Genomic DNA, 23,596 nt, shown 5'->3' with positions numbered 1-23,596 from the left:
GCGCACGTAAGCCAAGTGGTTGACGGCGATAGATCTTCTATCGGGTGTCAACCAGATCGCAACGAGTGTTAACGTAGGGTCCGGCGGCGTGCAAACGCGGCCGGACCTTTTTGCATTCCGGCTTTGAAAGCCGGCTTTGACTGACGATTTTGAATGACGGCGGGGACCACATCGCCGCAGGGGAGGAGAAAGAGATGAACCGGATCGATCTCGACGGACGGGTGGCGATCGTCACTGGCGGCGCGCAGGGCATCGGCAGGGCGGTGGCGGAGCGCTTCCTCGTGAGCGGCGCCACGGTCTGGCTTTGGGACCGTGACGCGGCCCTCGTGGAGGCGACGGCGGCGGAGATCGGCGCGAAGGCGCGGGTGGTTGACCAGACCGATGCGGAGGCGGTGGTCGCGGCAGCGGCCGACGTGATGGCGGCGGACGGCCGGATCGACGTGCTGGTGGCGAACGCCGGAATTGCGGGCGCGAATGCGACGCTCTGGGACTACGACCTCGCCGAGTGGCGGCGGGTCATCGACATCAACCTGAACGGCGTCTTCCACTGCTGCCGCGCGGTGGTGCCGCACATGCTGGCGGCGGGCTACGGGCGTATCGTCAACGTCGCCTCGATCGCCGGCAAGGAAGGCAATCCGAACGCGGCCGCCTATTCCGCGTCGAAGGCCGGGGTCATCGCGCTGACGAAGTCGCTCGGCAAGGAGACGGCGGGCAAGAACATCGCGGTCAATTGCGTGACACCGGCGGCGGCGCGCACCGCGATCTTCGACCAGATGAAGCAGGAGCACATCGACTACATGCTCTCGAAGATCCCGCGCGCGCGCTTCCTCGAAGTGAACGAGGCGGCGGCGATGATCGCCTGGCTCGCGTCGGAGGAGAACTCGTTCACCACGGGCGCGGTGTTCGACCTGTCCGGGGGCCGGGCGACGTATTGATGGCAAACCGCGGGCGTCGATGGTCCACTCGGCTTCTGAACGTACTGGGGGCGCTGGTCATGACGGCAGCGAGTGCAGCAGCATCGGTTCTGGACGCGGTTGTCGCGAATGACAGCGCCGCATTGGAGCGGGCGCTGGCCGCGGGCGAGCCGGTCGATGAGCGCGACGACCGCGGCCGCACCGCGCTGCTGGTGGCGGTGTGGAACGACAATGCCGACGCAGCTGGCCAACTGATCGATGCCGGTGCCGACGTAAATGCCAGGGACGCGATCATGGACAGCCCGTTTCTCGTGGCGGGCGCCCATGGCCGGGTCGAGATATTGAAGCTGATCCTCGCGCACGGCGCCGATCTGGCGAGCACCAATCGCTATGGTGGCACGGCACTCATTCCGGCGGCCGAGAAGGGGCACCCGGAGGCAGTGCAGTTGCTCATCGCGGCGGGTGTCGACGTGAACCACGTCAACGATCTCGGCTGGACCGCACTGCTCGAGGCTGTGATCCTGACCGATGGCGGTCCGACGCCACAGCAAATCGTCAGGGCGCTGCTCGATGCCGGTGCAGATGCGGATATCCCGGACGGCAACGGCCAGACGGCCCTCGATCACGCACGGGCGAATGGCTTTGACGCCATTGCGGCGATGATCGAGGCTCACCGGCGGCGCTGACGTCGCCGCCGTTTCCCGAGGTCAGAGGTAGTCCTGCCGGCTGAGGCCGTACTTCGCCATCTTCTCGTTCAGCGTGCGGCGGGGCAGGGCGAGTTCGGCCATGACGGCGGAGACGTTGCCCTGGTTGCGGCGCAGCGCGTGGTCGATGAGCATCTTCTCGAAGGCGTCCACGTGCTCCTTCAGCGGCTTTTCCGCGTCGAGCGGGATCGCCGGAGCCTGGAAGCCGTCGTCGATCAAGAGCGCCGAGATATTGCTCTCGCCGCGGCGGGCCTGAAGCACGGCGCGCTCGGCGAGGTTGATGAGCTGGCGGATGTTGCCGGGCCACGGCGCCTGCACGAGGTTGGCGGCGTCGCCCGCGCCGAGTGTCGGCGGCTCGCAGCCGTATTCCTCGGCGAACTGCACGGTGAAGTGCGAGAAGAGCATCAGGATGTCCTCGCCGCGGGCGCGCAGTGGCGGGGCCTCGATCACGAGGCCGGCGAGGCGGAAGTAGAGATCGTCGCGCAGCACCTCGGCCGGCGGCGTGCCGTTGGCGAGGCGGCTCGACACGGCGATGATGCGCACGTTGTGGCGGGCGCCGCCGGTCACCGTGTCGTTGGCGTTGATCGCATCGAGCAGCCGGGCCTGCGCGGCGATGGGCAGCGCCTCGATGTTCTCGAGGCAGAGCGTGCCGCCTTCGGCCTGATCGATGAACGGCTTCTCGGGCCAGTCGGGCGCGCCGAAGAGGATTGGCTCGATGAGGTCGGGCGCGATCGAGGAGCAGTTGAGCGTGATGAAGGGCTTCGCACCGCGCGGCCCGGAGGCGTGCAGTGCCTTGGCGATGAGGCTCTTGCCGGTGCCGGTCTCGCCGAGGACGAGGACGTGGCCGTCGGCCTGGGCGACGTCGAGGATTGTCTCGCGCAGCCGCTCGATGAGCGGGCTCGACCCCATGAGCCGGCGCATGACGACGTTGCCGTCGGAGAGCTCGCGGCGCAGCGCCCGGGTCTCGAGGGTGCGGGCGCGGGCTTCGCCGCCCTTGTGGCAGAGCTCGGCCAGCCGGTCGGGGTCGAACGGCTTCTCCATGAAGTCGTAGGCGCCGATCCGCATGGCCTCGACCGCCATGGGCACGTCGCCGTGGCCAGTCATCAGGATGACCGGAAGGCCGGGGTCGACCGACTGGAGCCGGCGCAGGAGCGCCATGCCGTCCATGCCCGGCATGCGGATGTCGGTGATGACGACGCCGGGGAAGTCCGGGCCGATCACCTTCAGCGCGGGCTCGGCCGCCTCGAAGGTGACGGGCTCGAAACCCGAGAGTTCGAGCCACTGCGAGACGCTTTCCCGCATGTCGGCTTCATCGTCGATGATCGCGACTTTTGATTTTTCACTCATGTTCCATCACTCGGCAGCCTGGGCGGCGCGGGCGCGGGGCAGGACCAGTTCGAAGACTGCGCCTGCGTCCGGTGCGTTTCGGGCGACGAGCCGGCCGCCGAGCTCCGCGGCGAAGCCCGCGGAGATGGCGAGGCCGAGCCCGAGGCCCTCCCCGGGTTTCTTTGTGGTGTAGAAGGGTTCGAAGAGCTTTCCGGGATCGCGAAGGCCCGTCCCGTTGTCCTCGATCGAGAGCAGGATGGTCTCGCCGGTCGCGATCAGCAGGATCTTGATTTCCTTCGTGTCGCGGCTTCGCACCGCGTCGAGGGCGTTGCGCAGCAGGTTCACGATGATCTGCTCGATGCGGAGCGGGTCGGCCATCACCACCGCCGGCTCGGACGGCAGGGTGGTCTGGATCGACACCGCCATCTTGCCGAGCTGCGGTGCCATCATGGCGAGCGCGGTGCGCACGCTGTCGCGCAGATCGACGGCCTCGACGTCGAGGTCGCCTTTCCGCGCGTAGGACTTGAGTTGCTTGGTGATGCTGCCCATGCGGTCGATCAGGTCGTCGATGCGCTGGAAGCTGGTGAGCGCCTCCTCGGGGCGGCGGCGGGTCAGGAGCAGCCGCGCGCCGGCCAGGTAGGTCTTCATGGCGGCGAGGGGCTGGTTCAGCTCGTGGCTGACGGCGGCGGACATCTGGCCGAGGGCTGCGAGTTTCGAGGCCTGTTCGAGGCTCTGTTCGGCGTCCTTGAGGTCTTTTTCCACGCGTTTTCTCGCACCGATCTCGGCGGAGAGGCGGCGGTTCAGGACGCGCAGCTCCTCGGACTCGCGCTGGATGCGGCGGCTCTCGGCGCGGGTGCGCCGCGAGAGCAGGTAGAAGCCGAGCGCGAGGAGCAGCGCCAGCACCATGATGATGAGCGACAGGACCGCGTTCACCCGGGCGCGCACGTCCTCGAGGGTCGCGAAGTAGGTGAGGCGCCAGTTGCGAAAGCCCACGGGCACCTCGGCGACGAGATGCGGCGTGCCGTTGATGTAGACGTAGGAGGGTGAGCCGAAGCTCTTGCGCGCCTCCTGCAGGGCGCGGAGCACGCGGGAGGGGTCGGGGCCGGGCGCGAGCAGGTTCGAGAGGGTCTTCTGGTTCCAGTACGGTTCGGAGGCGAGCAGGACCTGATCGTCGCTGTCGGTGACGACGACCTTGACGCCGGCGCGGCGCCAGCCTTCTTCGTGGGCGCCGAGATCGACGGTGACGACCACGACGCCGATCAGTCTGTCGTTCTCGACGATGCGCCGGGCGTAGTGGAAGGAGTAGGCGCCATCGTCGTTCTCGATGATAGAGAAGACGGTGCCGGTGTCGGCCTTGGCGGCGGTGAAGTAGGCCTTGTCGCCGTCGTACTGTTCGCGTGGCCGGGCGTCGGAGGCGGCGACGATGCGGCCGTCGGCGTCGAGGATGAAGATCGAGCCGGCGCCGATCTCTTCCTTGAACCGCCTCAGGCGCTCTTCGGCGGCCTGATACTCGTTGGTGTGCAGCGCCGTCATGAGGATCGGGTCGCGGGCGAGGAGCAGCGGCACGACGGAGTGGCGCTGCATGGTCGACTGGATCGAGCCGGCGTAGAGCGTGGCGCGGACCGTCGCGTCGGCGTCCTGGTCCTCGCTGAAGGCGCGGGTGAGGTAGGCGTGGCTCGCCCAGATGACGAGCGCCATGACGATCGCCGAGGCGAGCAGCCCGAGGCGCATCCAGAGGCGGCTCGGGTGACGGGCGGGGATGATATCCGCGGCCACGGCCGGCGCCCTCAGGCCCCGGCCGGAGCGGTCAGAGCCGCGAGGCCGGCGAAGAACCGAATGCCGTCAGTGCCCCCGTGGGCCGGGTCTGCGGCCCGTTCGGGGTGCGGCATGAGGCCGAGGACGCGGCGGTTCGCGGAGAGGATGCCGGCGATCGAGTCGGCCGAGCCGTTGGGGTTCACCGCGTAGCGGAAGGCGACGCGGTCGTCGCCTTCGAGGCGGGCCAGCGTCGTGGGATCGGCGATGTAGTTGCCGTCATGGTGGGCGATCGGGAAGGTGACGGTCTCGCCCTTGCGGAAGTCGCGGGTGAACGGGCTGTCGGTGGTCGCGACTTCGAGGGCGGCCGGGGCGCAGACGAAGCGCAGGCCCGCGTTGCGCATGAGCGCGCCGGGCAGCAGGCCCGCCTCGATCAGCACCTGAAAGCCGTTGCAGACGCCGAGCACGTGGCCCCCGGCGTGGGCGAAGTCGCTGACGGCGCGCATGACGGGCGAGCGCGCGGCGATCGCGCCGCAGCGCAGATAGTCGCCAAAGGAAAAGCCGCCGGGCACCGCCACGAGATCGAGGCCGGAGGGCAGGGAGCTGTCCTTGTGCCAGATCATCGTCACGTCGGCGCCGGCGCCCCGCAGGGCGACGGCGAGGTCGCGGTCGCAATTCGATCCGGGAAAGACGATGACGCCGGCCCTGAGGCTCATGAGATCTCCACCGCGTAATTCTCGATCACGGTATTGGCGAGCAGCTTCTCGCACATCTCGCGGACGCGGCCCTCGGCGGCGGCCGGATCGGCACCGTCAAGCTCCACCTCGATCACCTTGCCGATGCGCACCTCGCCCACCCCGTCGAAGCCGAGCGAGCCGAGGGCGTGCCGGACCGCCTCGCCCTGGGGGTCGAGAACGCCGGGCTTCAGGGTGACGTGGACGCGCGCCTTCATGCGGGGGGCCTTCTTCTTCAGTTGACGAGCTTCGGGCCCGAGTGGGCGCGACCGTTGGTCTTGGGCAGGACGCCGAGGCGCTTCGCGACCTCGGTGTAGGCATCCGAAAGATTGCCGAGATCCTGGCGGAACACGTCCTTGTCGAGCTTGCGGCCCGTCTCGACGTCCCAGAGGCGGCAGCTGTCGGGCGAGATCTCGTCGGCGACGATCAGGCGCTGGAAGTCGCCGTCATAAACCCGGCCGATCTCGATCTTGAAGTCGACGAGCCGGATGCCGACACCGAGGAACATGCCGCTCAGGAAGTCGTTCACGCGGAGCGCGAGCGCGATCATGTCGTCGATGTCCTGCTGGCTCGCCCAGTTGAAGGCGATGACGTGCTCCTCGGAGACCAGCGGGTCGCCGAGCGCGTCGTCCTTGTAGTAGAACTCGATGATCGGGCGCGGCAGCTGCTGACCCTCGGGAATGCCGAGGCGCTTCGAGAGCGACCCGGCGGCGTAGTTGCGAACCACGACCTCGAGCGGGATCATCTCCACCAGACGGATCAGTTGCTCGCGCATGTTGAGACGGCGGATGAAGTGCGTCGGCACGCCGACCGCGTTCAGCCCCGTCATGAAATGCTCGGAAAGCCGGTTGTTGAGGACGCCCTTGCCTTCGATGGTCGCCTTCTTCTGAGCGTTGAAGGCGGTTGCCTCGTCCTTGAAATACTGGATCAGGGTATCCGGCTCTGGACCTTCGTAAAGAATCTTGGCCTTGCCCTCGTAAACCAGCCTGCGTCGGGCCATACCTGTCTCCAGAAACGCGCAAGGGAGGACTGAGCGGAATGCCCGTCCCTCCCGGTTAGAAGGGTAACTATACCTCGGGGCCGGCAGGAGCAAGCTCCCTTGCTGGCGGGGACCTCCTGCCGCTTGTGGGAGCGAGGTCGATTGATTATCTCCTTCGCGAGCCGCACGGCCGCCGTGATAGCGGTCACCGAGATGCTTTTTATGTGAGGAGCGCGCGATGACGACGTTCGACGACCGGGAACGGGGCTTCGAGAACAAGTTCGCCTACGACGAGGAGATGCAGTTCAAGGCCGTTGCCCGGCGCAACCGGCTGCTCGGCCTCTGGGCGGCGGGCCTGCTCGGCAAGACCGGCGAGGCGGCGGACGAATATGCGCGCGAAGTCGTGAAGTCGGACTTCGAGGAGAGCGGCGACCACGACGTCTACCGCAAGGTCGCGGGCGACCTTGGCGACAAGGCGGATGAGACGACGATCCGCTCGAAGATGGTCGAGCTTCTCGCCGTTGCCAAGGAACAGCTGGTGAGCGAGTTCAAGGAGTAGGGGTCTCCCCGGCCGGGCGCATCGCCGCCTGCCTTGTCCCCTGACGGTTTCGATGGCGGGGGCCGGCAACGGCCCGGGCATCTGCATTTTCCGGCCTCGCGCTCAGGCGTCGCCGAACACCCGGGCGAAGATCGTGTCCACGTGCTTCGTGTGGTGGGCGAGATCGAAGAGCGCGCCGATTTCGTCCTCCGAGAGCGCGGCGCGCACGTCCTGATCGGCGAGAAGCTCTTCCTGGAAGTCCTTGCCCTCTTCCCAGACCTTCATGGCGTTGCGCTGGACCAGCCGGTAGCTGTCTTCGCGGCTGACGCCCTTCTGGGTGAGCGCCAGCAGCACGCGCTGCGAGTGGATGAGGCCGCGGAACTTGTTCATGTTCCGCAGCATGGTCTCCGGGTAGACGACGAGCTTGTCGATGACGCCGGTCAGCCGCGCGAGGGCGAAGTCCAGCGTGATCGTCGCATCCGGGCCGATCATCCGCTCGACGGAGGAATGCGAGATGTCGCGCTCGTGCCAGAGGGCGACGTTCTCCATCGCGGGCACCACCGCCATGCGCACGAGGCGGGCGAGGCCCGTCAGGTTCTCGGTCAGGACCGGGTTGCGCTTGTGCGGCATCGCCGACGAGCCCTTCTGTCCGGGGGCGAAGTACTCCTCCGCCTCCAGCACCTCGGTGCGCTGCAGGTGGCGGATCTCGATGGCGAGGCGCTCGATCGACGAGGCGACCACGCCGAGCGTGGCGAAGAACATCGCGTGGCGGTCGCGCGGGATCACCTGCGTCGAGACCGGCTCGGGCGTCAGGCCCATGGCCTTCGCCACGTGCTCCTCGACGGCCGGGTCGATGTTCGCGAAGCTGCCGACGGCGCCGGAGATGGCGCAGGTCGCGACTTCGGCGCGGGCGGCTTCGAGGCGGTGTTTCGCGCGGGTGAACTCGGCGTAGGCCTGAGCGAGCTTCACGCCGAAGGTCGTGGGCTCGGCGTGAATGCCGTGGCTGCGCCCGATGGTGACGCTGTCCTTGTGCTCGTAGGCGCGGCGCTTCAGGGCGGCGAGAAGCGCGTCGAGGTCGGCGAGCAGGATGTCCGAGGCGCGGACGAGCTGGACGTTGAGGCAGGTGTCGAGCACGTCCGAAGAGGTCATGCCCTGGTGGACGAAGCGCGCGTCATCGCCCACGTGCTCGGCAAGGTGGGTGAGGAACGCGATGACGTCATGCTTCGTCACCGCCTCGATCTCGTCGATGCGGGCCACGTCGAATTCCACGTCCCGGGCCTTCCAGATCGCGGCGGCGGCTTCCTTCGGGATGACGCCGAGCTCGGCCTGGGCGTCCGCGGCGTGCGCCTCGATCTCGAACCAGATGCGGAAGCGGGTGGCCGGCTCCCAGATCTTGACCATCTCGGGGCGGGAATAGCGCGGGATCATCGGGGTGGCCTTTCGGGTTCCGGTCGGCTTCGGTTGGGGGTTGCGGTCTGATACTGAAGGCGGCGGGGCGGCACAAGCGAGGTGGGAATGGAGCTCAGGTCCTTCGTGGGGCGCTGGCGGATCGAGCGGGAGATCGAGGACGTGCGCGCGGGCCGGGCCGGCCGCTTCACCGGAGAGGCGGTGTTCGAGGGGGCGCCTGATGCGGGGGCGGACGGGCTCCTCTACGTCGAGACCGGGACGCTGATGCTCGAAGGCGCGGCGCCGATGGCCGCGAGCCGGCGCTATCTCTGGAAGGACGGCGGCGCGGGGACGATCGATGTCTTCTTCGAGGACGGGGGGTTCTTTCACCGCATCGACGCGGAGGAGCCGACGCCCGGCGCGGTGCACGCCTGCGACCCGGATCTCTACCGCGTGCGCTACGACTTCCGCGGCTGGCCCCGGTGGCTCGCCGAGTGGCGGGTGAGCGGGCCGCGGAAGGACTATGCCATGGTGAGCCGCTACGCACCCGCGCCGTGAAGGCGGGGCGCGCGGGTCGGGCTCAGGCGGCGGCGACGAGCGCGCCGATGCGGCGCAGGCCGAGCTGGTAGCCCTGCGTGCCGCAGCCGACGATGATCCCGTCGGCGCGCAGCGACATGTAGGAGTGGTGGCGGAAGCTCTCGCGCTTGTGGACGTTCGAGATGTGCACCTCGATCACCGTGCCCTCGAAGGTGTTGAGCGCGTCCATGATCGCCACCGAGGTGTGGGTGAAGGCACCGGGGTTGATCACGATGCCGACGGCGGTCTCGCGGGCCTCGTGGATCCAGTCGATGATCTGGCCCTCCCAGTTCGATTGCAGGAAGCGCACCTCGAGGCCGAGTTCGGTGGCCAGGGCAGTGCAGTCGCGCTCGACGTCGGCCAGCGTCTCGTGGCCGTAGATGTGCGGCTGGCGCTTGCCGAGCAGGTTCAGGTTCGGGCCGTTCAGGACGTAGACGAGGTTGGGCATGGGTCTCTCATTGGGAGGGATGTCGGACTGGGGCGGATTGCGCCCGGTCCGACTATCGCGGGGCGGGTGCCGGGGTCAAACGCCGAGGCTCGCGCCGCGGAGACGTCGCCCCGGCGGCGGGTCTACTCGTCACGGCTCTCGGCGTCGGCCGCGCGCATCACCCGCTGGTGCAGGACGAAGTTCTCGACCGTGAGCTTCACCACCGTCGAGAGCGCGATCAGCATCTGCCGGTCGCGGGGCACGCCGCTCTGCTCGTAGCCCTGGAAGAGCTCGGCGATCTGCGAGGCGATGAGATCGTACACCGTTTCCCGGTCCAGCGCGAGCCCGCCCCAGGCGATCGGATCGGCGTCTTCCACCTCACGGGCCAGTGCGGCGAGGGTGTGATGGTCGAGCCCGCGGTCGCTGGTGTCTGGCATGTAAGTCCTCGCTAGCCGATCTTGCCGGTGATGTAATCTTCGGTCTGTTTTTCGCGCGGTGTCGAGAAGATCTCAGTGGTCTCGCCCACTTCGACCAGACGACCATGGTCGAGGAAGGCGGTGTGCTGGCTGATGCGCGCCGCCTGCTGCATGGAGTGGGTGACGACGACGATGGTGTAGCTTTCGCGCAGATCGTCGATCAGCGCCTCGATGAGCGAGGTGGCGATCGGGTCGAGAGCCGCCGCCGGCTCGTCCATGAGCAGGACCTCGGGCTGGGTGGCGATGGCGCGCGCGATGCAGAGCCGCTGCTGCTGGCCGCCGGAAAGCGCGGTGCCCGGCGAGGCGAGGCGGTCCTTCACCTCGTCCCAGAGCCCGGCGTGGCGCAGCGCGCTCTCGACGATGACGCTGAGTTCGGCCCGGCTGTGGGCGAGGCCGTGGATGCGCGGGCCGTAGGCGACGTTCTCGAAGACGGATTTCGGAAACGGGTTCGGCTTCTGGAAGACCATGCCGACGCGGGTCCTGAGCTCCGCCACATCGATGTACTGGCCCATGATGTCGACACCGTCGAGGCGGATCGTGCCGGTGACGCGGGCGCCGGGGATGGTGTCGTTCAGCCGGTTCAGGCAGCGCAGGAACGTGGTCTTGCCACAACCCGAGGGGCCGATCAGGGCCGTCACCCGGTTCGAGGGGATCTCGAGGCACACGTTCTCAAGGGCCCGGATCGGCCCGTACCATGCAGAAATTCCCTGAGCCGATATCTTGGTCGGCGGGCTGGGTTCGGCCGTGGAAGCGGCGAGAAGGAGGCTTGGTCGCGCCATCCGGCATGATGTGCAATGTGACGGCGCCGATGTCCACCGGGGGCGGTTATCGCCGACGCTCGGCGCGGTGGCGCAGCAACACGGCGATGCCGTTGAGCGCGACGAGCGAGGCGAGCAGCACGAGGATCGCCGCGGCGGCGCGGGCGACGAAGCCGGGCTGCGGGCTCTCGGACCAGAGCAGGATCTGGGTGGGCAGGGTCGTGGCGGCCTCGGTCACGCCGTGCGGCACGCTGGTCACGAATGCGTTCATGCCGATGAGAAGCAACGGCGCCGCCTCGCCGAGCGCCTGCGAGATCGCGGCGATGGCTCCGGTCAGGATCCCCGGCAGCGCCAGCGGCAGCACGTGGTGGAGCACGACCTGATACCGCGAGGCCCCGACCGCGAAGCCTGCCTCGCGGATCGCCATCGGCACCCGGCGCAGCGCGAGGCTCGTGGCGATGACGACGGTCGGCAACGTCATGAGCGCCAGCACCATCCCCGCGACCAGCGGCGAGGAGCGCGGCAGCCCGAAGCATGTGATGAAGACGGCCAGGCCGAGCAGCCCGTAGAGGATCGGCGGCACGGCGGCGAGGTTGTTGACGTTCGCCTCGATCACCACGGTCAGGCGGTTTCGCGGCGCGAACTCCACCATCAGGATCGCCGTCGCGATCCCGATCGGCAGGCATATCGCGAGGCAGATCGCGAGCGCCATCGCCGAGCCGGTGATGGCGCCCGCGAGTCCGGCCACTTCGGGAAAGCGGCTGTCGCCATTGAAGAGAAGCCCGAAATTCAGCGACCGCGCCACGCGGCCGTCGGCCGTGAGGCGGTCGAAGCGCGCGATGTCGGCGTCGTCGAGCTGGCGCCGCGTCTCGGGTGCCTGCCGGTCCACGTGATCCCGGGCGAGCTGGTCGTAGGGGCCGGCGGCGGGGACCGCGAGCGCGAGTCGCCGGCCGATCAGGTCGGGGTTCCGGAGCACCTCCTGTCGCAGGATGCGCGTCGCGGCGGGCGTGAGGATGCGCTGGGCCGCGGATGCCTCGGCCGGCGGGGCATCGGGGAAGAGCGCCGCCGCGCCGCGCGCCACGATGGCGCGGAAGTCGCCGGCGGCGGGGTCGGTTGCGGAGACGAGGGTCGGGTCGATCTCGAAGTCGACGCGTACCGTGGTCTGGGTGAGCGCGGGCAGGCTCGCCACGATGATTGCCGTGAGCATCAGCCCGGCGAGCCCGAGGGCGAACACCACGGCGCCGGCGCCGAGTCGGCGCAGCCAGACATCGACGGCGCGGCGGCGGCGCCGGCGGGCATCGCGCCGGACGTCGGGGGGCGGCAGGGACGTCATGACGCGTCCGTCCGGCTGGCGCGCCGCACCAGCCTCAGCGCGAGAAGATTGAGGCCGAAGGTCACCACGAAGAGGGTCAGGCCGAGCGCGTAGGCGGCGAGGGTGCGCGGGTCGTCGAACGGGGCATCCACGGCTAGAAGCGTCGCGATCTGCACCGTGACCGTGGTGGTGGTGCCGAGCGGGTCGAGGGAGATCGTCGCCACCAGCCCGGCCGCCATCAGCACGATCATCGTCTCACCGACCGCCCGCGACAGTGCGAGAAGCACGCCGCCGAGGATGCCCGGCATGGCCGCGGGCAGGAGCACGTGCAGCACGGTCTCGGCGCGGGTGGCGCCGACCGCGAGCGAGGCCTGGCGCAGGTCCTGCGGCACGGCCCTGAGCGCGTCGTCCGCCAGTGACGAGACCAGTGGCAGGATCATGATCCCGGTGACGAGGCCGACCGCGAGAGCCGAATTCGGCGAGACCACGAGTCCGAGGGCGCGGCCGGCGTGCTGGATCGCGGGGGCCACCGCGAGCAGGGCCGCGAAGAAGTAGGCCACGGTCGGCACGCCCGCGAGGATTTCGAGGGCGGGCTTTGCCCAGGCACGGGTGCCGGGCCGGGCGTATTCGACGAGGTGGATCGCGATCAGCAGGCCGAGCGGCACCGCGACCGCCATGGCGATGGCCGCGACGAGGAGTGTGCCGGCAAAGACCGACGCCGCGCCGAAGGCACCTGTCCCGGCGATCTGGTCCGACCGAAACGCCACCTGCGGATCCCAGTTGGTGCCGAACAGGAACTCCGCCGGCGGCACGAGGCGGAAGAACTCCACCGTCTCGCGCAGCAGGGCGACCAGCAGCGCGACGGTGGTGAGGAGCGCGACCGAGGCGCAGACGACGAGCCCGACCGTCAGCGCGCGCTCCACCGCGGCGCGGGCGTGCAGGCGCGGGGTGATCCGGGTGCGGGCGACAAGAAAGCTGACGAGCAGGGTGGCGGCGACCGTGGCGAAGAGGGCGAGCCGGCCGATCTCGCGCCAGCGGCTGAGCCGGGCGCCGGCCTCGACGATGACCGCGTCGAGATGGGGCAGGGCACGGCCTTCGGCGAGGGCGTGGATCTGCGCGAGGACGAGGGCGCGGCCGCCGGTTCCGATGGCGTCGACGGAGCCCGCCGGCAGTCCGGCGAGGAGCAGCCGGTCGAGGAGCGCCGGCTGGGCGAGCGCCCAGGCGACGGTGACGGCGAGCCCGGGCAGCGCCACCCAGAGCGCGAGGAGCGCGCCGTGGTAGACCGGGCGCGACCGCGCGCCGGTGCCGAACGGTCGGGCGGCGGCGCGGCCGAGGAAGAACGCCGCCGCGGCGAAAAGCAGGGTGGAGAGGATGAGCGATCCGGGCATGGCGGGCCGCGCTCAGTCGCGCCTGGGCGGCATGCCACCGACGACCGCCGCCCGGAGGCTCTCGCGGTCGGCAGTGGCAAGCGGGATCAGCCCGAGCTGGACGAGGTAGCCATCGGGGCCGATCGCCGCCTCGGAGGTGTATTCCGCGAGGAAGCCGTCGAGCCCGCGGATCACCCCGCGGTGGGCGTTCTTGACGTAGAGGTAGAGCGATCGGACGGCGCCATAGGCGCCCGACATGATCGCCTCGCGGGTCGGTGCGACGCCGTCGAGCGCCGCGCCGCGCAACCAGTCTGCGTTCTGGTGCAGCATGGTGTAGCCGAAGATGCCGATGGCGCCGGGATCGGCGGCGAGCTGGCGGACGATGACGTTGTCGCTCTCGGTCGCCACGACGAAGACGCCGTCCCGCCGGATCCGGCTGCAGACATCGGCGCGCTGCGGCTCCGGCAGCGCCTCGATGGCCGGGAAGGCGAGGCAGCCCTGATTGAGGACCAGCTTCACGAAGGCGTCGCGGGTGCCGGAGGTGAGGGGCGGCCCGATGATCTCGATCGCCGCATCCGGCAGGTTCGGGTCGATCTGGTGCCAGTTCCGGTAGGGGTTCGGGACGATCTCGCCCGCGATCTCCACCGAGGCCGCGACCGCCTGAAAGATCTGGGCGCGGGTGAAGTCGGTCCACGGCGCCTGACGCGACTGGGCGAGGATGACCGCGTCGTCGGCGAAGCGGGCCCCGATCAGGTCGGTGACGCCGTTCCGCTGGCAGGCGGCGAGCTCGGAGGGCAGAATCCGGCGTGAGGCGGCGATGACGTCCGGTGTGCGCGGGCCGACGCCCGAGCAGAAGAGCCGCATCCCGCCGCCGGTTCCGGTCGCCTCCACCACCGGCGAGAGCTGGCCGGTCTCGTCGGCGAATTCCTCAGCCACGGCCTGCGTGTAGGGGAACGCCGTCGACGAGCCGACCACGCGCACCTGGTCGCGCGTCGCCGCGGCCCCGGCGGCGGGGGCACCGGCAACGGCCGGCAACGCGAGGCAGAGGGCGAGCAGAGCGAAGCGGGGCACCGGGGGGATTCCTCTTCGGGCGGCTGGGCGATTCGGTCGGGCGCGATGGCCCGGAGGGACCGTGCCGACGATCGGGCCGCGCGACAAGCCGCCGACGGCCGCCGGCGCGGCCGGGGAGCAGTGCTTGCCATGCTGACGCTGGTATGACAAACCCGTCGGCACCCGTTTTGGAGCCTGCTTTGCAAGTGCTTGATTTCACATCATACGAATCCGTGTGGGCATTCGGGCACCGCCTGACGGGAGTCTCCGCGTGACCCCGCCCATCACCGACACCGACACGCTTGCGCGGTTCTGTGCCGAGGCGGCGGGCTTTCCCTACATTACCGTCGATACCGAATTCCTGCGGGAGCGCACCTACTACGCCCAGCTTTGTCTGGTGCAGCTCGCCCGTCCGGGCAAGGGCGACGAAGGGGCCGTGCTGGTGGATACGCTGGCCGAGAACCTCTCGCTCGAGCCGCTTTACGAGCTGTTTCGCAACCGCAACGTCGTAAAGGTTTTCCACGCCGCGCGGCAGGATCTCGAGATCTTCGAGACCGAGGCCGGCACGCTGCCTGCGCCTTTCTTTGACACGCAGGTCGCGGCCATGGTCTGCGGCTACGGCGATCAGGTGGGCTACGAGACGCTGGTGCGCCAGGTGGCGCGCGCCACGATCGACAAGTCGTCGCGCTTCACCGACTGGAGCCGGCGGCCGCTCAGTCAGGCGCAGATGGCCTATGCGCTGGCCGACGTGACGCATCTGCGGCGGATCTACGAGGTCCTCTCGAAGCAGCTTCAGGAGACCGGGCGCGGGCCGTGGGTCGAGGAAGAGCTGGCGGTCCTCACCGATCCCGCGACCTACCGCACCGACCCGACCGAGGCCTGGGCGCGGATCAAGACGCGCTCGACGGCGCCGCGCTTCCTCGCGGCGCTGCGCGAGCTCGCCCGCTTCCGCGAGACGATGGCGCAGTCGAAGAACGTGCCGCGCGCGCGCATCCTCAAGGACGACGCGCTGCTGGAGCTGGCGGCGAACCGGCCGAAGAGCGCGGAGGAGCTTGGCAAGTCGCGGCTGCTGCTGCGGGAGGCGCGGCGGGGCGAGATCGCCGACGGGCTGCTCGCCGCCATCGCCTCGGCCGAGACGCTGCCCGCCGACGAGGTGCCGCATCCGCCCGAGTCACTGGCGCGCAAGCCGGGCTCCGAGGCGCTGGCGGACCTGCTGCGCGTGCTCCTGAAGGCGCGCTCCGAGCAGGCCGGCGTTGCCCAGCGGCTCATCGCCTCGAGCGCCGATCTCGACGCGCTGGCGAACGGCACGCCGGAGGAGCAGATCCCGGCGCTGCACGGCTGGCGCCTCGAGGTGTTCGGCGCCGACGCGCTCCGGCTGAAGCGGGGCGAGATCGCCCTCGCGGCGGCTGGCAACACCGTGCGCGTGGTGCCGCTCGACGCGGCCTGATGCCGTGGCCCTGTCGGGCGCCGACCCGACCGGCTACCCCTCGCCCAGCATCTCGCGCCGGCGCCGCTCGGACTCGTCGGCGTAGCGCCGGAGCACGTAGGCTTCGGTCAGGAGCCCCACGGGGTGGTTCTGCGCGTCGGTGACGGCGAGCGCCTCGGCCTCGGCCCGGTCGAATTGCAGCGCCGCCTCGCGGATGTTCATGCTGGGCTTCAGCACGGTCTTGGGGAGCCGCAGGATCGGGCCGATGCCGCGGATCTCGGGGTCGGTCACGCCGTGCGCGTCGGTGACGATCACCATGCCGGCATAGGTCTCGTCGCGATCGAGCACCACGACGCGGGTCGCCGAACCGAGCGGGTAGAGTTCGCGGAACCGCTCGAGGCTGGTGTCGCGCGGCACGGTCTTGAGGTCGGGGCGCATCATCCGCCCGACGGTGAGATCGCGGATCCAGCCGACGTCGGCCGCGCTGCGGATCGTCTCGCCGCGCAGGTGGAAGCGCCAGGTGGCGAAGCTGTAGCCGAAAAGCTCGCGGGTGATGACGGTGGCGACGATGACCGCGATGAGCACCGCGGCGGCGAGCCAGAAGTCGCCGGTGGTCTCCAGCACGATGAAGGTCATGGTGAGCGGCCCGCCGATCACCGAGGCAGAGAGCGCGCCGAGGCCGAGCACGGCATAGACGTCGGACTCGAGGCCGGCGCCGGGCCAGAGCGCATTGCCGGCTTCCGCGAAAAGCCGCCCCCCCAGCGCCCCGAGCAGCAGTGAGGCGAAGAACAGCCCGCCGCGAAATCCCGAGCCGAGCGAGACGATCGATGCCACCGACTTGCAGACGAGGATTATCGCCACGAGGCCGATCGGCAGGGTCAGCACCGAGTTCACGTGCAGCGCGCCGTGGCCCGACGCCAGGACCTGCGGCGTCACCAGCGCGAGGCCACCGACGATCGAGCCGCCGATCCCGAGACGCACCGGCATCGGCAGGTGCAGGCGGCGCATCAGCCGCTCCCACAGCTCGACCCCGCGCATGAGAGTGATGCCGAAGAATGCCGCCGCCACCCCGAGCAGGCTGGCGGTGACGAGATCGCGCCCGGTGATGGTGTGGGCGCTGAGGGCGAAAAGCTCGAGCGTGTGCGGCCCGAGCGCCCGCGCGACGAACCAGCCGTTCAGGGCGGCGATCCCGACCGGCGCCAGCCCGATCGGGGCGTAAGCGCCAATGACGAGTTCGAAGGCATAGAACGCGCCGCCGAGGGGGGCGCCGAAGGCGCCGGCGATCGCGCCGGCCGTGCCGCAGCCGACGAGCAGGCGCAGGTCGTTGCGCCGTACGTGAAAGACCCGGCCGAGCCATGAGGCGAGGCCGCTCGAAAGCTGGGTGTAGCCGGCTTCGAGCCCGACGGAGGCGCCGACGCCGCTCGACCAGACGGTCTGCGCCGCGACGACGGCGCTGTCGCGGATCGACATGCGGCCGCCGCGCAGCGCGTTCGCCTCGATCGGATCGACCGGCGGCTCCGGCCGCCACTTCGCGAGGAGCAGGAACGAGAGCCCGAGGACGACCCCGCCGACCGCCGGGATCAGCGCCTGCCACGGCAGGATTTCCGGCAGGGCCGACAGACGCTGGCGGAACGGGATGCCGAAGAGCACGGAATGCATCAGCTCGGCGAGCGCCCCCATGCCGGCGACCACGAGGCCGCCAGCGGCGCCGACCACCGCGGCGAGCACGATGATGCTCGACTCCCGTGACCGGACGAGGGCGCGCAGGCGTTTCGGCGCGGAGAAGGGCAGGTGCTCGTCCATGTGTCCTAAGTGCCGGGAGAGGGACGGCTTTGCAATCGACCCGGGCAGCCTCGGAAAAACCGAAGCAAGCCTTCGCCAAGTCGTGCTTGGTCCGATGTCGCCAAAGCGTCATGGTGCCACACAAGGCTCTGGACCCGGTGCAGCCTCTCGACTCGGGTCCTGCAAGGGCCGATCGTTTTTCCAGCCCCGCCATCCCCGGGGCGTCGAGGCAGCGGAGAGCCACCATGACCCGGATGGACCAGATCGATCCCATCACCGCGCTGAAGGCGACGGCCGCGCGGCCTTTCGGCCAGGCAAAGGCAATGCCGCCGTCGGTCTATACGTCCGAGGCGGTCACCGAGGCCGAGCTCGACCGGGTGTTTTCGCGCGACTGGATCTGTGTCGGGCGGGCGGAGTCGCTGAAGAAGAACGGTGACTACCTGACCTACGAGCTCGCCGGCCAGCCGGTGATCGTCCTGCGCGACAACTCCGGCGAGATCCGCGCTATGTCGAACGTCTGCCTGCATCGGATGTCGACGCTGCTGCAGGGCACCGGCCGGCGCAAGGTCATCACCTGCCCCTATCACGCGTGGATGTACGATCTCGACGGGCGGCTGAAGAACGCCTCCTACATGGACAAGAACGAGTGCTTCCACGCGGAGGGGATGCGCCTGCCGCAGATCCGCTCCGAGGTCTGGCTCGGCTGGATCTTCATCACGCTGAACCCGGATGCCCCGCCCGTCGGCGACACGCTCGCCGGGCTCGCGGCCGAGATCGCGCCGTTCCAGATGGAGACCTACACCGAGCTTTTCCGCGAGGAACACGTCTGGGACACCAACTGGAAGGTGCTCGCCGAGAACTTCATGGAGAGCTACCACCTGCCGGCGTGTCACGCGGCGACCATCGGTGGCGTCTCCTCGATCGCCGACGCGGACATGCCCGAGGGCGCGCCGGCCTACAACATCCACTTCATCACCAAGGATCCGTCCTTCACCCTGTCGGTGGCGCACAAGAACAACACGACGCTGACCGGGGAATGGCGGCTCAAGACCGCGGTCTTCGCGATCTATCCCTCGCTCATGATCACCCTGACGCCCGGCTACTTCTGGTATCTCTCGCTGCATCCGAAGGGGCCGGGGAAGGTGCACATCACGTTCGGCGGCGGCCTCTCGCCGGACTTCCTCGCCGACCCCGAGCACGAGGCGCATATGGCCGCGACGAAGAAGCTGCTCGACGAGGTGAACGAGGAAGACAAGGGCTGCACCGAACGGGTGTTCCGCGGCGTCTCCTCACCGCTCGCCGCCGCCGGACCGATGAGCCATCTGGAGCGGCCGCTCTACGACTTCTCGCGCTATCTCGCGGAACGCCTGTCAGCCTGAGCAGGCCGGCGCGCCAGCCTGCCCGGTAGCCTGCCCGCCGGTACGCCCGTCGCGATGATCAGTCCGATTGTCGCGACGGGCTGATTCGCGTATATTTCCAGCACTTGCATTTTATTGAACAAAGCCATTGTCATAGGAAAATAGCCATGTGGATTGGTGGCATACGCCTCAACGTTCGCACGAAGGATCAACCGGACGCGGGCACGGACGGCCTGCTTCAGGCGGTCATCCTGCGGGATGATCGCGAGATCGTCGCGCTGAACCTCGACTATCCGTCGGAGGACGATCACGAGCGCGGTGCGAGCCGGAACTACGACTACACCGGCCCGACGAAGCTCCAGCGGAGAAACGACGGGACGCCGCCGCTGCCGCCGGGGATCGGTCGGGATCCGATGCCCTACCCGGGGTACGGCATCGAGTTCTCCTCGGGAATGCCGTCGCATCTGAAGATAGAGCTTCGGATCCAGGGCGAGGACATGTGGATCAAGGACAGCGTCGATCTCTATGTGCGTCAAATCCGGCAGGTGGCCACGAGTTTCGATACGCTGGACTGGATCGAGGACTCGTACTGGACCTATGTCGCGAGCTGGACACAGGACGTGAGCCTCAGCCGCGACGGCAGCGAAGGCGTCTCGACCTGGAAGCTGGCTCTCCCCTGAGCAAGAAAAAGCGGCCGACGCGAAGGGCGCCGGCCGCAAGTACGAGGGACAGTGAGATCCAATTAACGCCCGAGAGCGAGGATGGTTCCGACGCTTCCTCGCTTTTTGCTTGAGGGGGGCAGGCAAGCCACGCCGCGCGGCGCTTGACCGATGCGATCGTCCGGCAAACCGCTTCACCCCTTGCCGGAAGCCATCCGGGTAAAGAACTGCTGCATCTGCTCAAGACCGGCCATGCTGGCGGGTAGCCAGGTCTTCATCATCTCCTCGGGCGACATGGCGCGGACGCTCGCGGACATCCGGTCCTGCAGCTCCTGCATCATGTGTTCCTGCATCGGCTTGACGTCCGGAAGCCCGAGGAAGGTGCGCGCCTCTTCGGGTGTGCAGTCGATGTCGATCGTGACCTTCATGGTGCGGGTTCTTGTCCTCAGAGGGATTTCTGCTTCAGGATGGGTCGCCCCGGGGTGGGTGACAACCCGGAAACTGGCCAATGAGGGGGGATAATGGCAACGATCATCGGGATTTCGGGCAGCCTGCGGCAAGGCTCCTTCAACACGGCACTGCTAAGGGCCGCGGCCGAGGTCGCGCCGGCCGGTACGACGCTGACGACGGAGACGCTGCACGGGATTCCGCTCTACAATGCCGACGAGGAGAGCGCTCAGGGGCTCCCCGCGGCCGTCACCCGCCTCAAGGAGGCGATCGTCGCGGCGGACGGACTGCTGCTCGTCACGCCGGAGTACAACAACGGCATTCCCGGCGTCTTCAAGAACGCGATCGACTGGTTGAGCCGGCCGTCGAACGACATCGGCCGGGTGTTCGGGGCGCTGCCGGTGGCGGTGATCGGCGCGTCGCCCGGCGGTTTCGGGACCATCCTGTCGCAGGCCGCCTGGCTGCCGATCCTGCGCACGCTCGGCACCAACGCCTGGGCGGGTGGCCGGCTCCTCGTCTCGCGCGCGGGGGATGTGTTCAGCGACGGCGCGATGGTCGACGAGGCGGCCCGCCGCCGGCTGGCCGATTTCGTCGCGGGCTTTGCCGCGTTCGCCGAGCGGAACTCGCGGCTCTAGCGACCGGGCGGTGACCCCGCGGGCTTGAGCTTCGGCTCGCGGACCGTCACCCGAGCCTCACGGCCGCGGCGCCCGAGGCGTGCGGGCTCATCCTTGCGGTGGTGACGGTCGCTTGGCGGCGCTGACCTCCGCCTCCCGACTCCGGCAGACCAGGACGGTGCTGCGGCCGGGAGGTTCGATGCCGGGGGCACGGCGCGGCGGCCGGTCCGCGGGCTCTTGGCCTGCCTGCGATGATGCTGCCGCGGGAGGGTGGACTGCATCTGTTGAAGACGCCGCCGGGCTGGCCGTCGCGCGCGTCAGGAACAGCAGTGAAACGAGGCACAGCGCTGCGGCCCCGGCGACGACCGCCAGGCTTATCCAGCCGACGAGACTCCAGAGCAGCGCGAGAAGCGCGGTATTGAATACCAGTCCGGCGAGCACGTAGATGGCGAGCGCCAGGCGTGTCATGGGAAGCCTCCTGCAACCGGCGCGGATGCGCTGCCAATTTCTGGATTTTTGGTGAGGTCAGGCCAATATCTGCAGCCATCAAATATGGTTGAACTGCTTATGAAGGAAGCACAAAACGGCAGCAGGCGAGAGACGGGTATGACTGGAAGTCGATCCGGCGAGGGCCGGATCAACCTGAGGGAAAGAGCGGACTGCCAAGATCTCCGAGGTGGCGATTTTTGCAGGTCCAGTATACTGTCCTACATCCGCTTCTTCCAGCGCCGGTGAAACCAGTAGTACTGGCCGGGGTGCTGGCGGATGCGGGCCGAGAGGCTGTCAGCGGCGGCCTGCGTCATCTCCTCCGGAGTGCCGGGGACGAGCGGAGCCTCGAAGTCGATGGCGATGTGCTCGCCGTCCGGCTGGCGCGTGCCATAGGCCGGGATCATCGGCACCTTGAAGCGTGCCGCGAGGGCGGCGACGGCGGTGCCGGTGGGGGCGGGCTGGCCGACGAAGTCGATGGGCGTGCCGTCGAGCACGTACTGGTCGAGCAGGACCGCCACGACGCCGCCGCTCTTCAGGTGGCGGATGAGTTCCTTCATTCCTTCGCGGCCGCGCGGCAGCATCGGCGAGCCGTGGAAGCTCATGTTGTCGATATATGTCTCCTCCGCCCACGGATTGTTGAGCGGGCGGTAGAGGGCGCCGACCTCGATGCCGCGTGCCTTGAGCGCGCCGCGCACCGCTTCCCACTGGCCGAAGTGGCCGCCGACGAGGAGCGCGCCCCTGCCCTCGGCAAGCGTCGCCTGCAGCGCGTCCCAGCCGGGGCCGGCGGGCTCGCTCCATGGGGCGCGGGCCTGAAAGGCGCGGGCGGTGAAGGTCTCGGTGAAGGTGCGCCCGAAGGTATCGGCGGTCTGCCGGCGGATCGCGATCCGCTCGGCTTCGGGCTTTTCGGGGAAGATCATCGCGAGGTTGCGGTCGATGCGCCGTCGCAGACCGGCGGAGCAGGCGACGGCGGTCCGCAGCAGCGCCGAACCGGTGGCGAGGCGGGCGCGGTAGGGCAGGGCACGCAGGATCCCGAGAACCGCGGCCTGTGGAAACCACGTCAGGAAATCGACGGCGGGGCGGCGTGTGGTCGCCATGATCAGACTCGCTTCAGAAGGTAGCGAAAGCGGAGGCCGAGAAGGGCCGCCGCGGCGATGCAGCCGGCGGCGGTGCCGATGAAGAGACCTCCCTCGGCCAGCGGGGTCGCGAACGCGAGGACGAGCCCGAGCGGCACCATGACCCCCCAGAACGCGCCCATGTAGCAGAGCGTCGTGCCCCAGCCGTCGCCGAGGGCGCGGGTCGCCTGCCCGAACACCACCTGGCCCGCGTCGAAGGTCATCGAGAGGGCGAGGAGCGCCATGATTGGCGCGGCACGGGCGATGAGCGCGGGATCGGCGCTGTAGAAGCCGACCACCGACGGTGCCGCCGCGAGGAGGGCGAGGCCGATGAGGGCCGCGAGGATGACCGCCGCGGCCGCTCCGGCATAGCCGGCGAAGCCGGCCTGTGCCCGGTCGCCGGAGCCTGCCGCCTGTCCGATGTGCACGGCGGTGCCGACGGAGAGACCGAGCGCCACCATGAAGACCGTGGTCTCGATGTTGTGCAGGATCGAATACGCGGCGAGCGGTGTCGGGCCGAGAAGGCCCGCGGCCTGTGCCATCGTGGCGAAGGCCATGGTCTCGAGGAAGAACGCGGCACCGCCCGCGAGGCCGATGCGGCGCATCTCGGCGCCCGCGGCCCAGCCGCCCGGGCCCCAGAGGCGGAACTTGCCGCGAAAGGGCGCGAACTCCGGCAGGCGCAGGAGCCAGCCGATGAAGACCACGATCATCACCAGCCGGGAGAGGGAAGTGGCGAGCGCGGCCCCCTCGGCGCCCATCTCCGGCGCGCCGAGCCGGCCGCCGATCAGGAGCCAGCTCAGGCCGAGGTTGACGACGTTCGCGCCGGCCATGGCCACGAGGCCGGGCCGGGTCCGTCCGACGCCTTCCAGCCAGAAGGTCGCTGCGACGAAGACGAGATGCAGAAGCACGCCCGGCGCGAGATAGATCGCGACACGCGAGCCCGACGCCACCAGCGCCGGCTCCTGGCCGATGAGGCCGAGCATCGGGCCGGAGAACAGCGCCAGCACGCTGCCGGCGAGGCCGATCGCCACGGACCAGTGCAGGCCGCGGAGCGCGATCGCCGCAGTTCCGCCGTCGGTCGCGCCATGCTCCCGGGCAGTGACGGCGATGATGCCAACGAGACAACCGATGCCGGCGACCAGCACCGGCATCACCACGGCGTTACCGAGGGCGAACCCGGCCAGCGCCGCCGTGTCGTACCGGCCGACGAGGACCATGCTCACCACGCCCATGAGCACGAGGCCGGCGCGATTGAGCACCACCGGCCACGACAGGCGGAAAAGCGCGAGCCAGAAGTGCAGCAGTCGGGGGCCGACGGCCGCGGCAGAGGGCGTGAGAATCGTCATGCTGCCGCAGGTCCCCCCCGAGCCGCGCGTCGGGCATTCTGCCCCCCGCCCGTCCCGGCGTGGG

25 protein-coding genes are annotated in these 23,596 nt (G+C 69.2%); 8 read left to right on the top strand and 17 right to left on the bottom strand.

What is annotated here, in order from left to right; genetic code table 11:
- The first annotated feature begins 194 nt into the window (after positions 1 to 194).
- Both HNP73_RS02095 and HNP73_RS02090 read left to right on the top strand, forming a co-directional pair.
- Entirely contained in the window at positions 195 to 935 is a 741-nt protein-coding gene (locus HNP73_RS02095) for an SDR family oxidoreductase (protein ID WP_184146644.1), read from the top strand.
- 59 nt (positions 936 to 994) lie between these two features.
- Positions 995 to 1,600: an ankyrin repeat domain-containing protein gene (locus HNP73_RS02090; protein WP_246399468.1), complete on the top strand. Its 606-nt coding sequence runs from the start codon at positions 995 to 997 to the stop codon at positions 1,598 to 1,600.
- A 21-nt stretch (positions 1,601 to 1,621) separates the two neighbouring features.
- On the opposite strand, the gene HNP73_RS02085 is transcribed toward HNP73_RS02090, so the two are convergent.
- Genes HNP73_RS02085 through purC form a run of 5 tightly spaced genes read right to left on the bottom strand, consistent with a single transcriptional unit; the run spans position 1,622 to position 6,430 of the window.
- The gene (locus HNP73_RS02085) at positions 1,622 to 2,965 is read right to left on the bottom strand and encodes a sigma-54-dependent transcriptional regulator (protein WP_184146640.1); all 1,344 of its coding nucleotides are present in this window, start codon (positions 2,963 to 2,965) and stop codon (positions 1,622 to 1,624) included.
- Between the two features lie 6 nt (positions 2,966 to 2,971).
- Positions 2,972 to 4,720, bottom strand: a complete 1,749-nt coding sequence (locus tag HNP73_RS02080) for an ATP-binding protein (protein ID WP_343063179.1) — start codon at positions 4,718 to 4,720, stop codon at positions 2,972 to 2,974.
- 11 nt (positions 4,721 to 4,731) lie between these two features.
- Positions 4,732 to 5,412 (bottom strand): phosphoribosylformylglycinamidine synthase subunit PurQ, encoded by a 681-nt coding sequence (gene purQ / locus HNP73_RS02075; protein WP_184146638.1) that lies wholly within the window; start codon positions 5,410 to 5,412, stop codon positions 4,732 to 4,734.
- Positions 5,409 to 5,648: a phosphoribosylformylglycinamidine synthase subunit PurS gene (gene purS / locus HNP73_RS02070; RefSeq protein WP_184146636.1), complete on the bottom strand. Its 240-nt coding sequence runs from the start codon at positions 5,646 to 5,648 to the stop codon at positions 5,409 to 5,411. The genes purQ and purS overlap by 4 nt, the downstream gene beginning before the upstream one ends.
- A gap of 17 nt (positions 5,649 to 5,665) precedes the next feature.
- Complete coding sequence (gene purC, locus HNP73_RS02065; RefSeq protein WP_184146634.1) at positions 5,666 to 6,430, bottom strand: phosphoribosylaminoimidazolesuccinocarboxamide synthase; 765 nt, start codon at positions 6,428 to 6,430, stop codon at positions 5,666 to 5,668.
- Positions 6,431 to 6,647: 217 nt separating this feature from the next.
- Between purC and HNP73_RS02060 the strand changes: the two genes are divergently transcribed.
- A complete protein-coding gene (locus HNP73_RS02060; protein WP_184146633.1) occupies positions 6,648 to 6,968 on the top strand; it encodes a DUF1476 domain-containing protein in 321 nt (106 codons plus the stop codon).
- 102 nt (positions 6,969 to 7,070) lie between these two features.
- Here the strand turns inward: HNP73_RS02060 and purB are convergent, their stop codons facing one another.
- A complete protein-coding gene (purB, locus tag HNP73_RS02055; RefSeq protein WP_184146631.1) occupies positions 7,071 to 8,375 on the bottom strand; it encodes an adenylosuccinate lyase in 1,305 nt (434 codons plus the stop codon).
- Positions 8,376 to 8,462: 87 nt separating this feature from the next.
- Here purB and HNP73_RS02050 point away from each other — a divergent pair, with 87 nt between their 5' ends.
- Positions 8,463 to 8,891: a DUF6314 family protein gene (locus tag HNP73_RS02050; RefSeq protein ID WP_184146629.1), complete on the top strand. Its 429-nt coding sequence runs from the start codon at positions 8,463 to 8,465 to the stop codon at positions 8,889 to 8,891.
- A gap of 22 nt (positions 8,892 to 8,913) precedes the next feature.
- Here the strand turns inward: HNP73_RS02050 and aroQ are convergent, their stop codons facing one another.
- The 6 genes from aroQ to HNP73_RS02020 all read right to left on the bottom strand — a co-directional run bounded on the left by aroQ (position 8,914) and on the right by HNP73_RS02020 (position 14,320).
- The gene (aroQ, locus tag HNP73_RS02045; protein WP_184146627.1) at positions 8,914 to 9,357 is read right to left on the bottom strand and encodes a type II 3-dehydroquinate dehydratase; all 444 of its coding nucleotides are present in this window, start codon (positions 9,355 to 9,357) and stop codon (positions 8,914 to 8,916) included.
- Between the two features lie 122 nt (positions 9,358 to 9,479).
- Positions 9,480 to 9,773 (bottom strand): hypothetical protein, encoded by a 294-nt coding sequence (locus HNP73_RS02040; protein WP_184146625.1) that lies wholly within the window; start codon positions 9,771 to 9,773, stop codon positions 9,480 to 9,482.
- Between the two features lie 11 nt (positions 9,774 to 9,784).
- Positions 9,785 to 10,591: a phosphate ABC transporter ATP-binding protein PstB gene (gene pstB, locus HNP73_RS02035; protein ID WP_184146623.1), complete on the bottom strand. Its 807-nt coding sequence runs from the start codon at positions 10,589 to 10,591 to the stop codon at positions 9,785 to 9,787.
- A gap of 46 nt (positions 10,592 to 10,637) precedes the next feature.
- Positions 10,638 to 11,903 (bottom strand): PstA family ABC transporter permease, encoded by a 1,266-nt coding sequence (locus HNP73_RS02030; RefSeq protein WP_184146620.1) that lies wholly within the window; start codon positions 11,901 to 11,903, stop codon positions 10,638 to 10,640.
- Entirely contained in the window at positions 11,900 to 13,270 is a 1,371-nt protein-coding gene (gene pstC / locus HNP73_RS02025) for a phosphate ABC transporter permease subunit PstC (protein ID WP_184146618.1), read from the bottom strand. The genes HNP73_RS02030 and pstC overlap by 4 nt, the downstream gene beginning before the upstream one ends.
- 12 nt (positions 13,271 to 13,282) lie before the next feature.
- On the bottom strand, positions 13,283 to 14,320 hold the full coding sequence (locus HNP73_RS02020; RefSeq protein ID WP_221288131.1) for a substrate-binding domain-containing protein: 1,038 nt from the start codon (positions 14,318 to 14,320) through the stop codon (positions 13,283 to 13,285).
- Positions 14,321 to 14,570: 250 nt separating this feature from the next.
- Between HNP73_RS02020 and rnd the strand changes: the two genes are divergently transcribed.
- Entirely contained in the window at positions 14,571 to 15,746 is a 1,176-nt protein-coding gene (gene rnd / locus HNP73_RS02015; protein WP_343063178.1) for a ribonuclease D, read from the top strand.
- A 33-nt stretch (positions 15,747 to 15,779) separates the two neighbouring features.
- Here the strand turns inward: rnd and HNP73_RS02010 are convergent, their stop codons facing one another.
- The gene (locus HNP73_RS02010; RefSeq protein WP_184146616.1) at positions 15,780 to 17,528 is read right to left on the bottom strand and encodes a chloride channel protein; all 1,749 of its coding nucleotides are present in this window, start codon (positions 17,526 to 17,528) and stop codon (positions 15,780 to 15,782) included.
- Positions 17,529 to 17,752: 224 nt separating this feature from the next.
- On the opposite strand from HNP73_RS02010, the gene HNP73_RS02005 reads away from it, so the two are divergent.
- Both HNP73_RS02005 and HNP73_RS02000 read left to right on the top strand, forming a co-directional pair.
- The gene (locus HNP73_RS02005; RefSeq protein WP_184146614.1) at positions 17,753 to 18,886 is read left to right on the top strand and encodes an SRPBCC family protein; all 1,134 of its coding nucleotides are present in this window, start codon (positions 17,753 to 17,755) and stop codon (positions 18,884 to 18,886) included.
- 146 nt (positions 18,887 to 19,032) lie between these two features.
- Positions 19,033 to 19,545: a hypothetical protein gene (locus tag HNP73_RS02000; protein WP_184146612.1), complete on the top strand. Its 513-nt coding sequence runs from the start codon at positions 19,033 to 19,035 to the stop codon at positions 19,543 to 19,545.
- A gap of 173 nt (positions 19,546 to 19,718) precedes the next feature.
- On the opposite strand, the gene HNP73_RS01995 is transcribed toward HNP73_RS02000, so the two are convergent.
- Positions 19,719 to 19,952, bottom strand: a complete 234-nt coding sequence (locus HNP73_RS01995; protein WP_184146610.1) for a DUF6489 family protein — start codon at positions 19,950 to 19,952, stop codon at positions 19,719 to 19,721.
- 93 nt (positions 19,953 to 20,045) lie between these two features.
- On the opposite strand from HNP73_RS01995, the gene HNP73_RS01990 reads away from it, so the two are divergent.
- Positions 20,046 to 20,606 carry an NADPH-dependent FMN reductase gene (locus HNP73_RS01990; protein ID WP_184146608.1) on the top strand — a complete coding sequence of 187 codons (561 nt, stop codon included), beginning with the start codon at positions 20,046 to 20,048 and terminating at the stop codon, positions 20,604 to 20,606.
- An 87-nt stretch (positions 20,607 to 20,693) separates the two neighbouring features.
- Here the strand turns inward: HNP73_RS01990 and HNP73_RS01985 are convergent, their stop codons facing one another.
- The 3 genes from HNP73_RS01985 to HNP73_RS01975 form a co-directional block, all read right to left on the bottom strand.
- The gene (locus tag HNP73_RS01985) at positions 20,694 to 21,053 is read right to left on the bottom strand and encodes a hypothetical protein (RefSeq protein WP_184146606.1); all 360 of its coding nucleotides are present in this window, start codon (positions 21,051 to 21,053) and stop codon (positions 20,694 to 20,696) included.
- 239 nt (positions 21,054 to 21,292) lie between these two features.
- Positions 21,293 to 22,168 (bottom strand): lysophospholipid acyltransferase family protein, encoded by an 876-nt coding sequence (locus HNP73_RS01980; protein WP_184146604.1) that lies wholly within the window; start codon positions 22,166 to 22,168, stop codon positions 21,293 to 21,295.
- 2 nt (positions 22,169 to 22,170) lie between these two features.
- The gene (locus HNP73_RS01975; protein ID WP_184146602.1) at positions 22,171 to 23,532 is read right to left on the bottom strand and encodes an MATE family efflux transporter; all 1,362 of its coding nucleotides are present in this window, start codon (positions 23,530 to 23,532) and stop codon (positions 22,171 to 22,173) included.
- Positions 23,533 to 23,596: the final 64 nt, after the last annotated feature.

The organism is Amaricoccus macauensis (genome assembly GCF_014201905.1).
In the GTDB taxonomy this organism is placed as follows: Bacteria; Pseudomonadota; Alphaproteobacteria; order Rhodobacterales; family Rhodobacteraceae; genus Amaricoccus; species Amaricoccus macauensis.
This window is presented reverse-complemented; position numbering and strand designations above follow the sequence as displayed.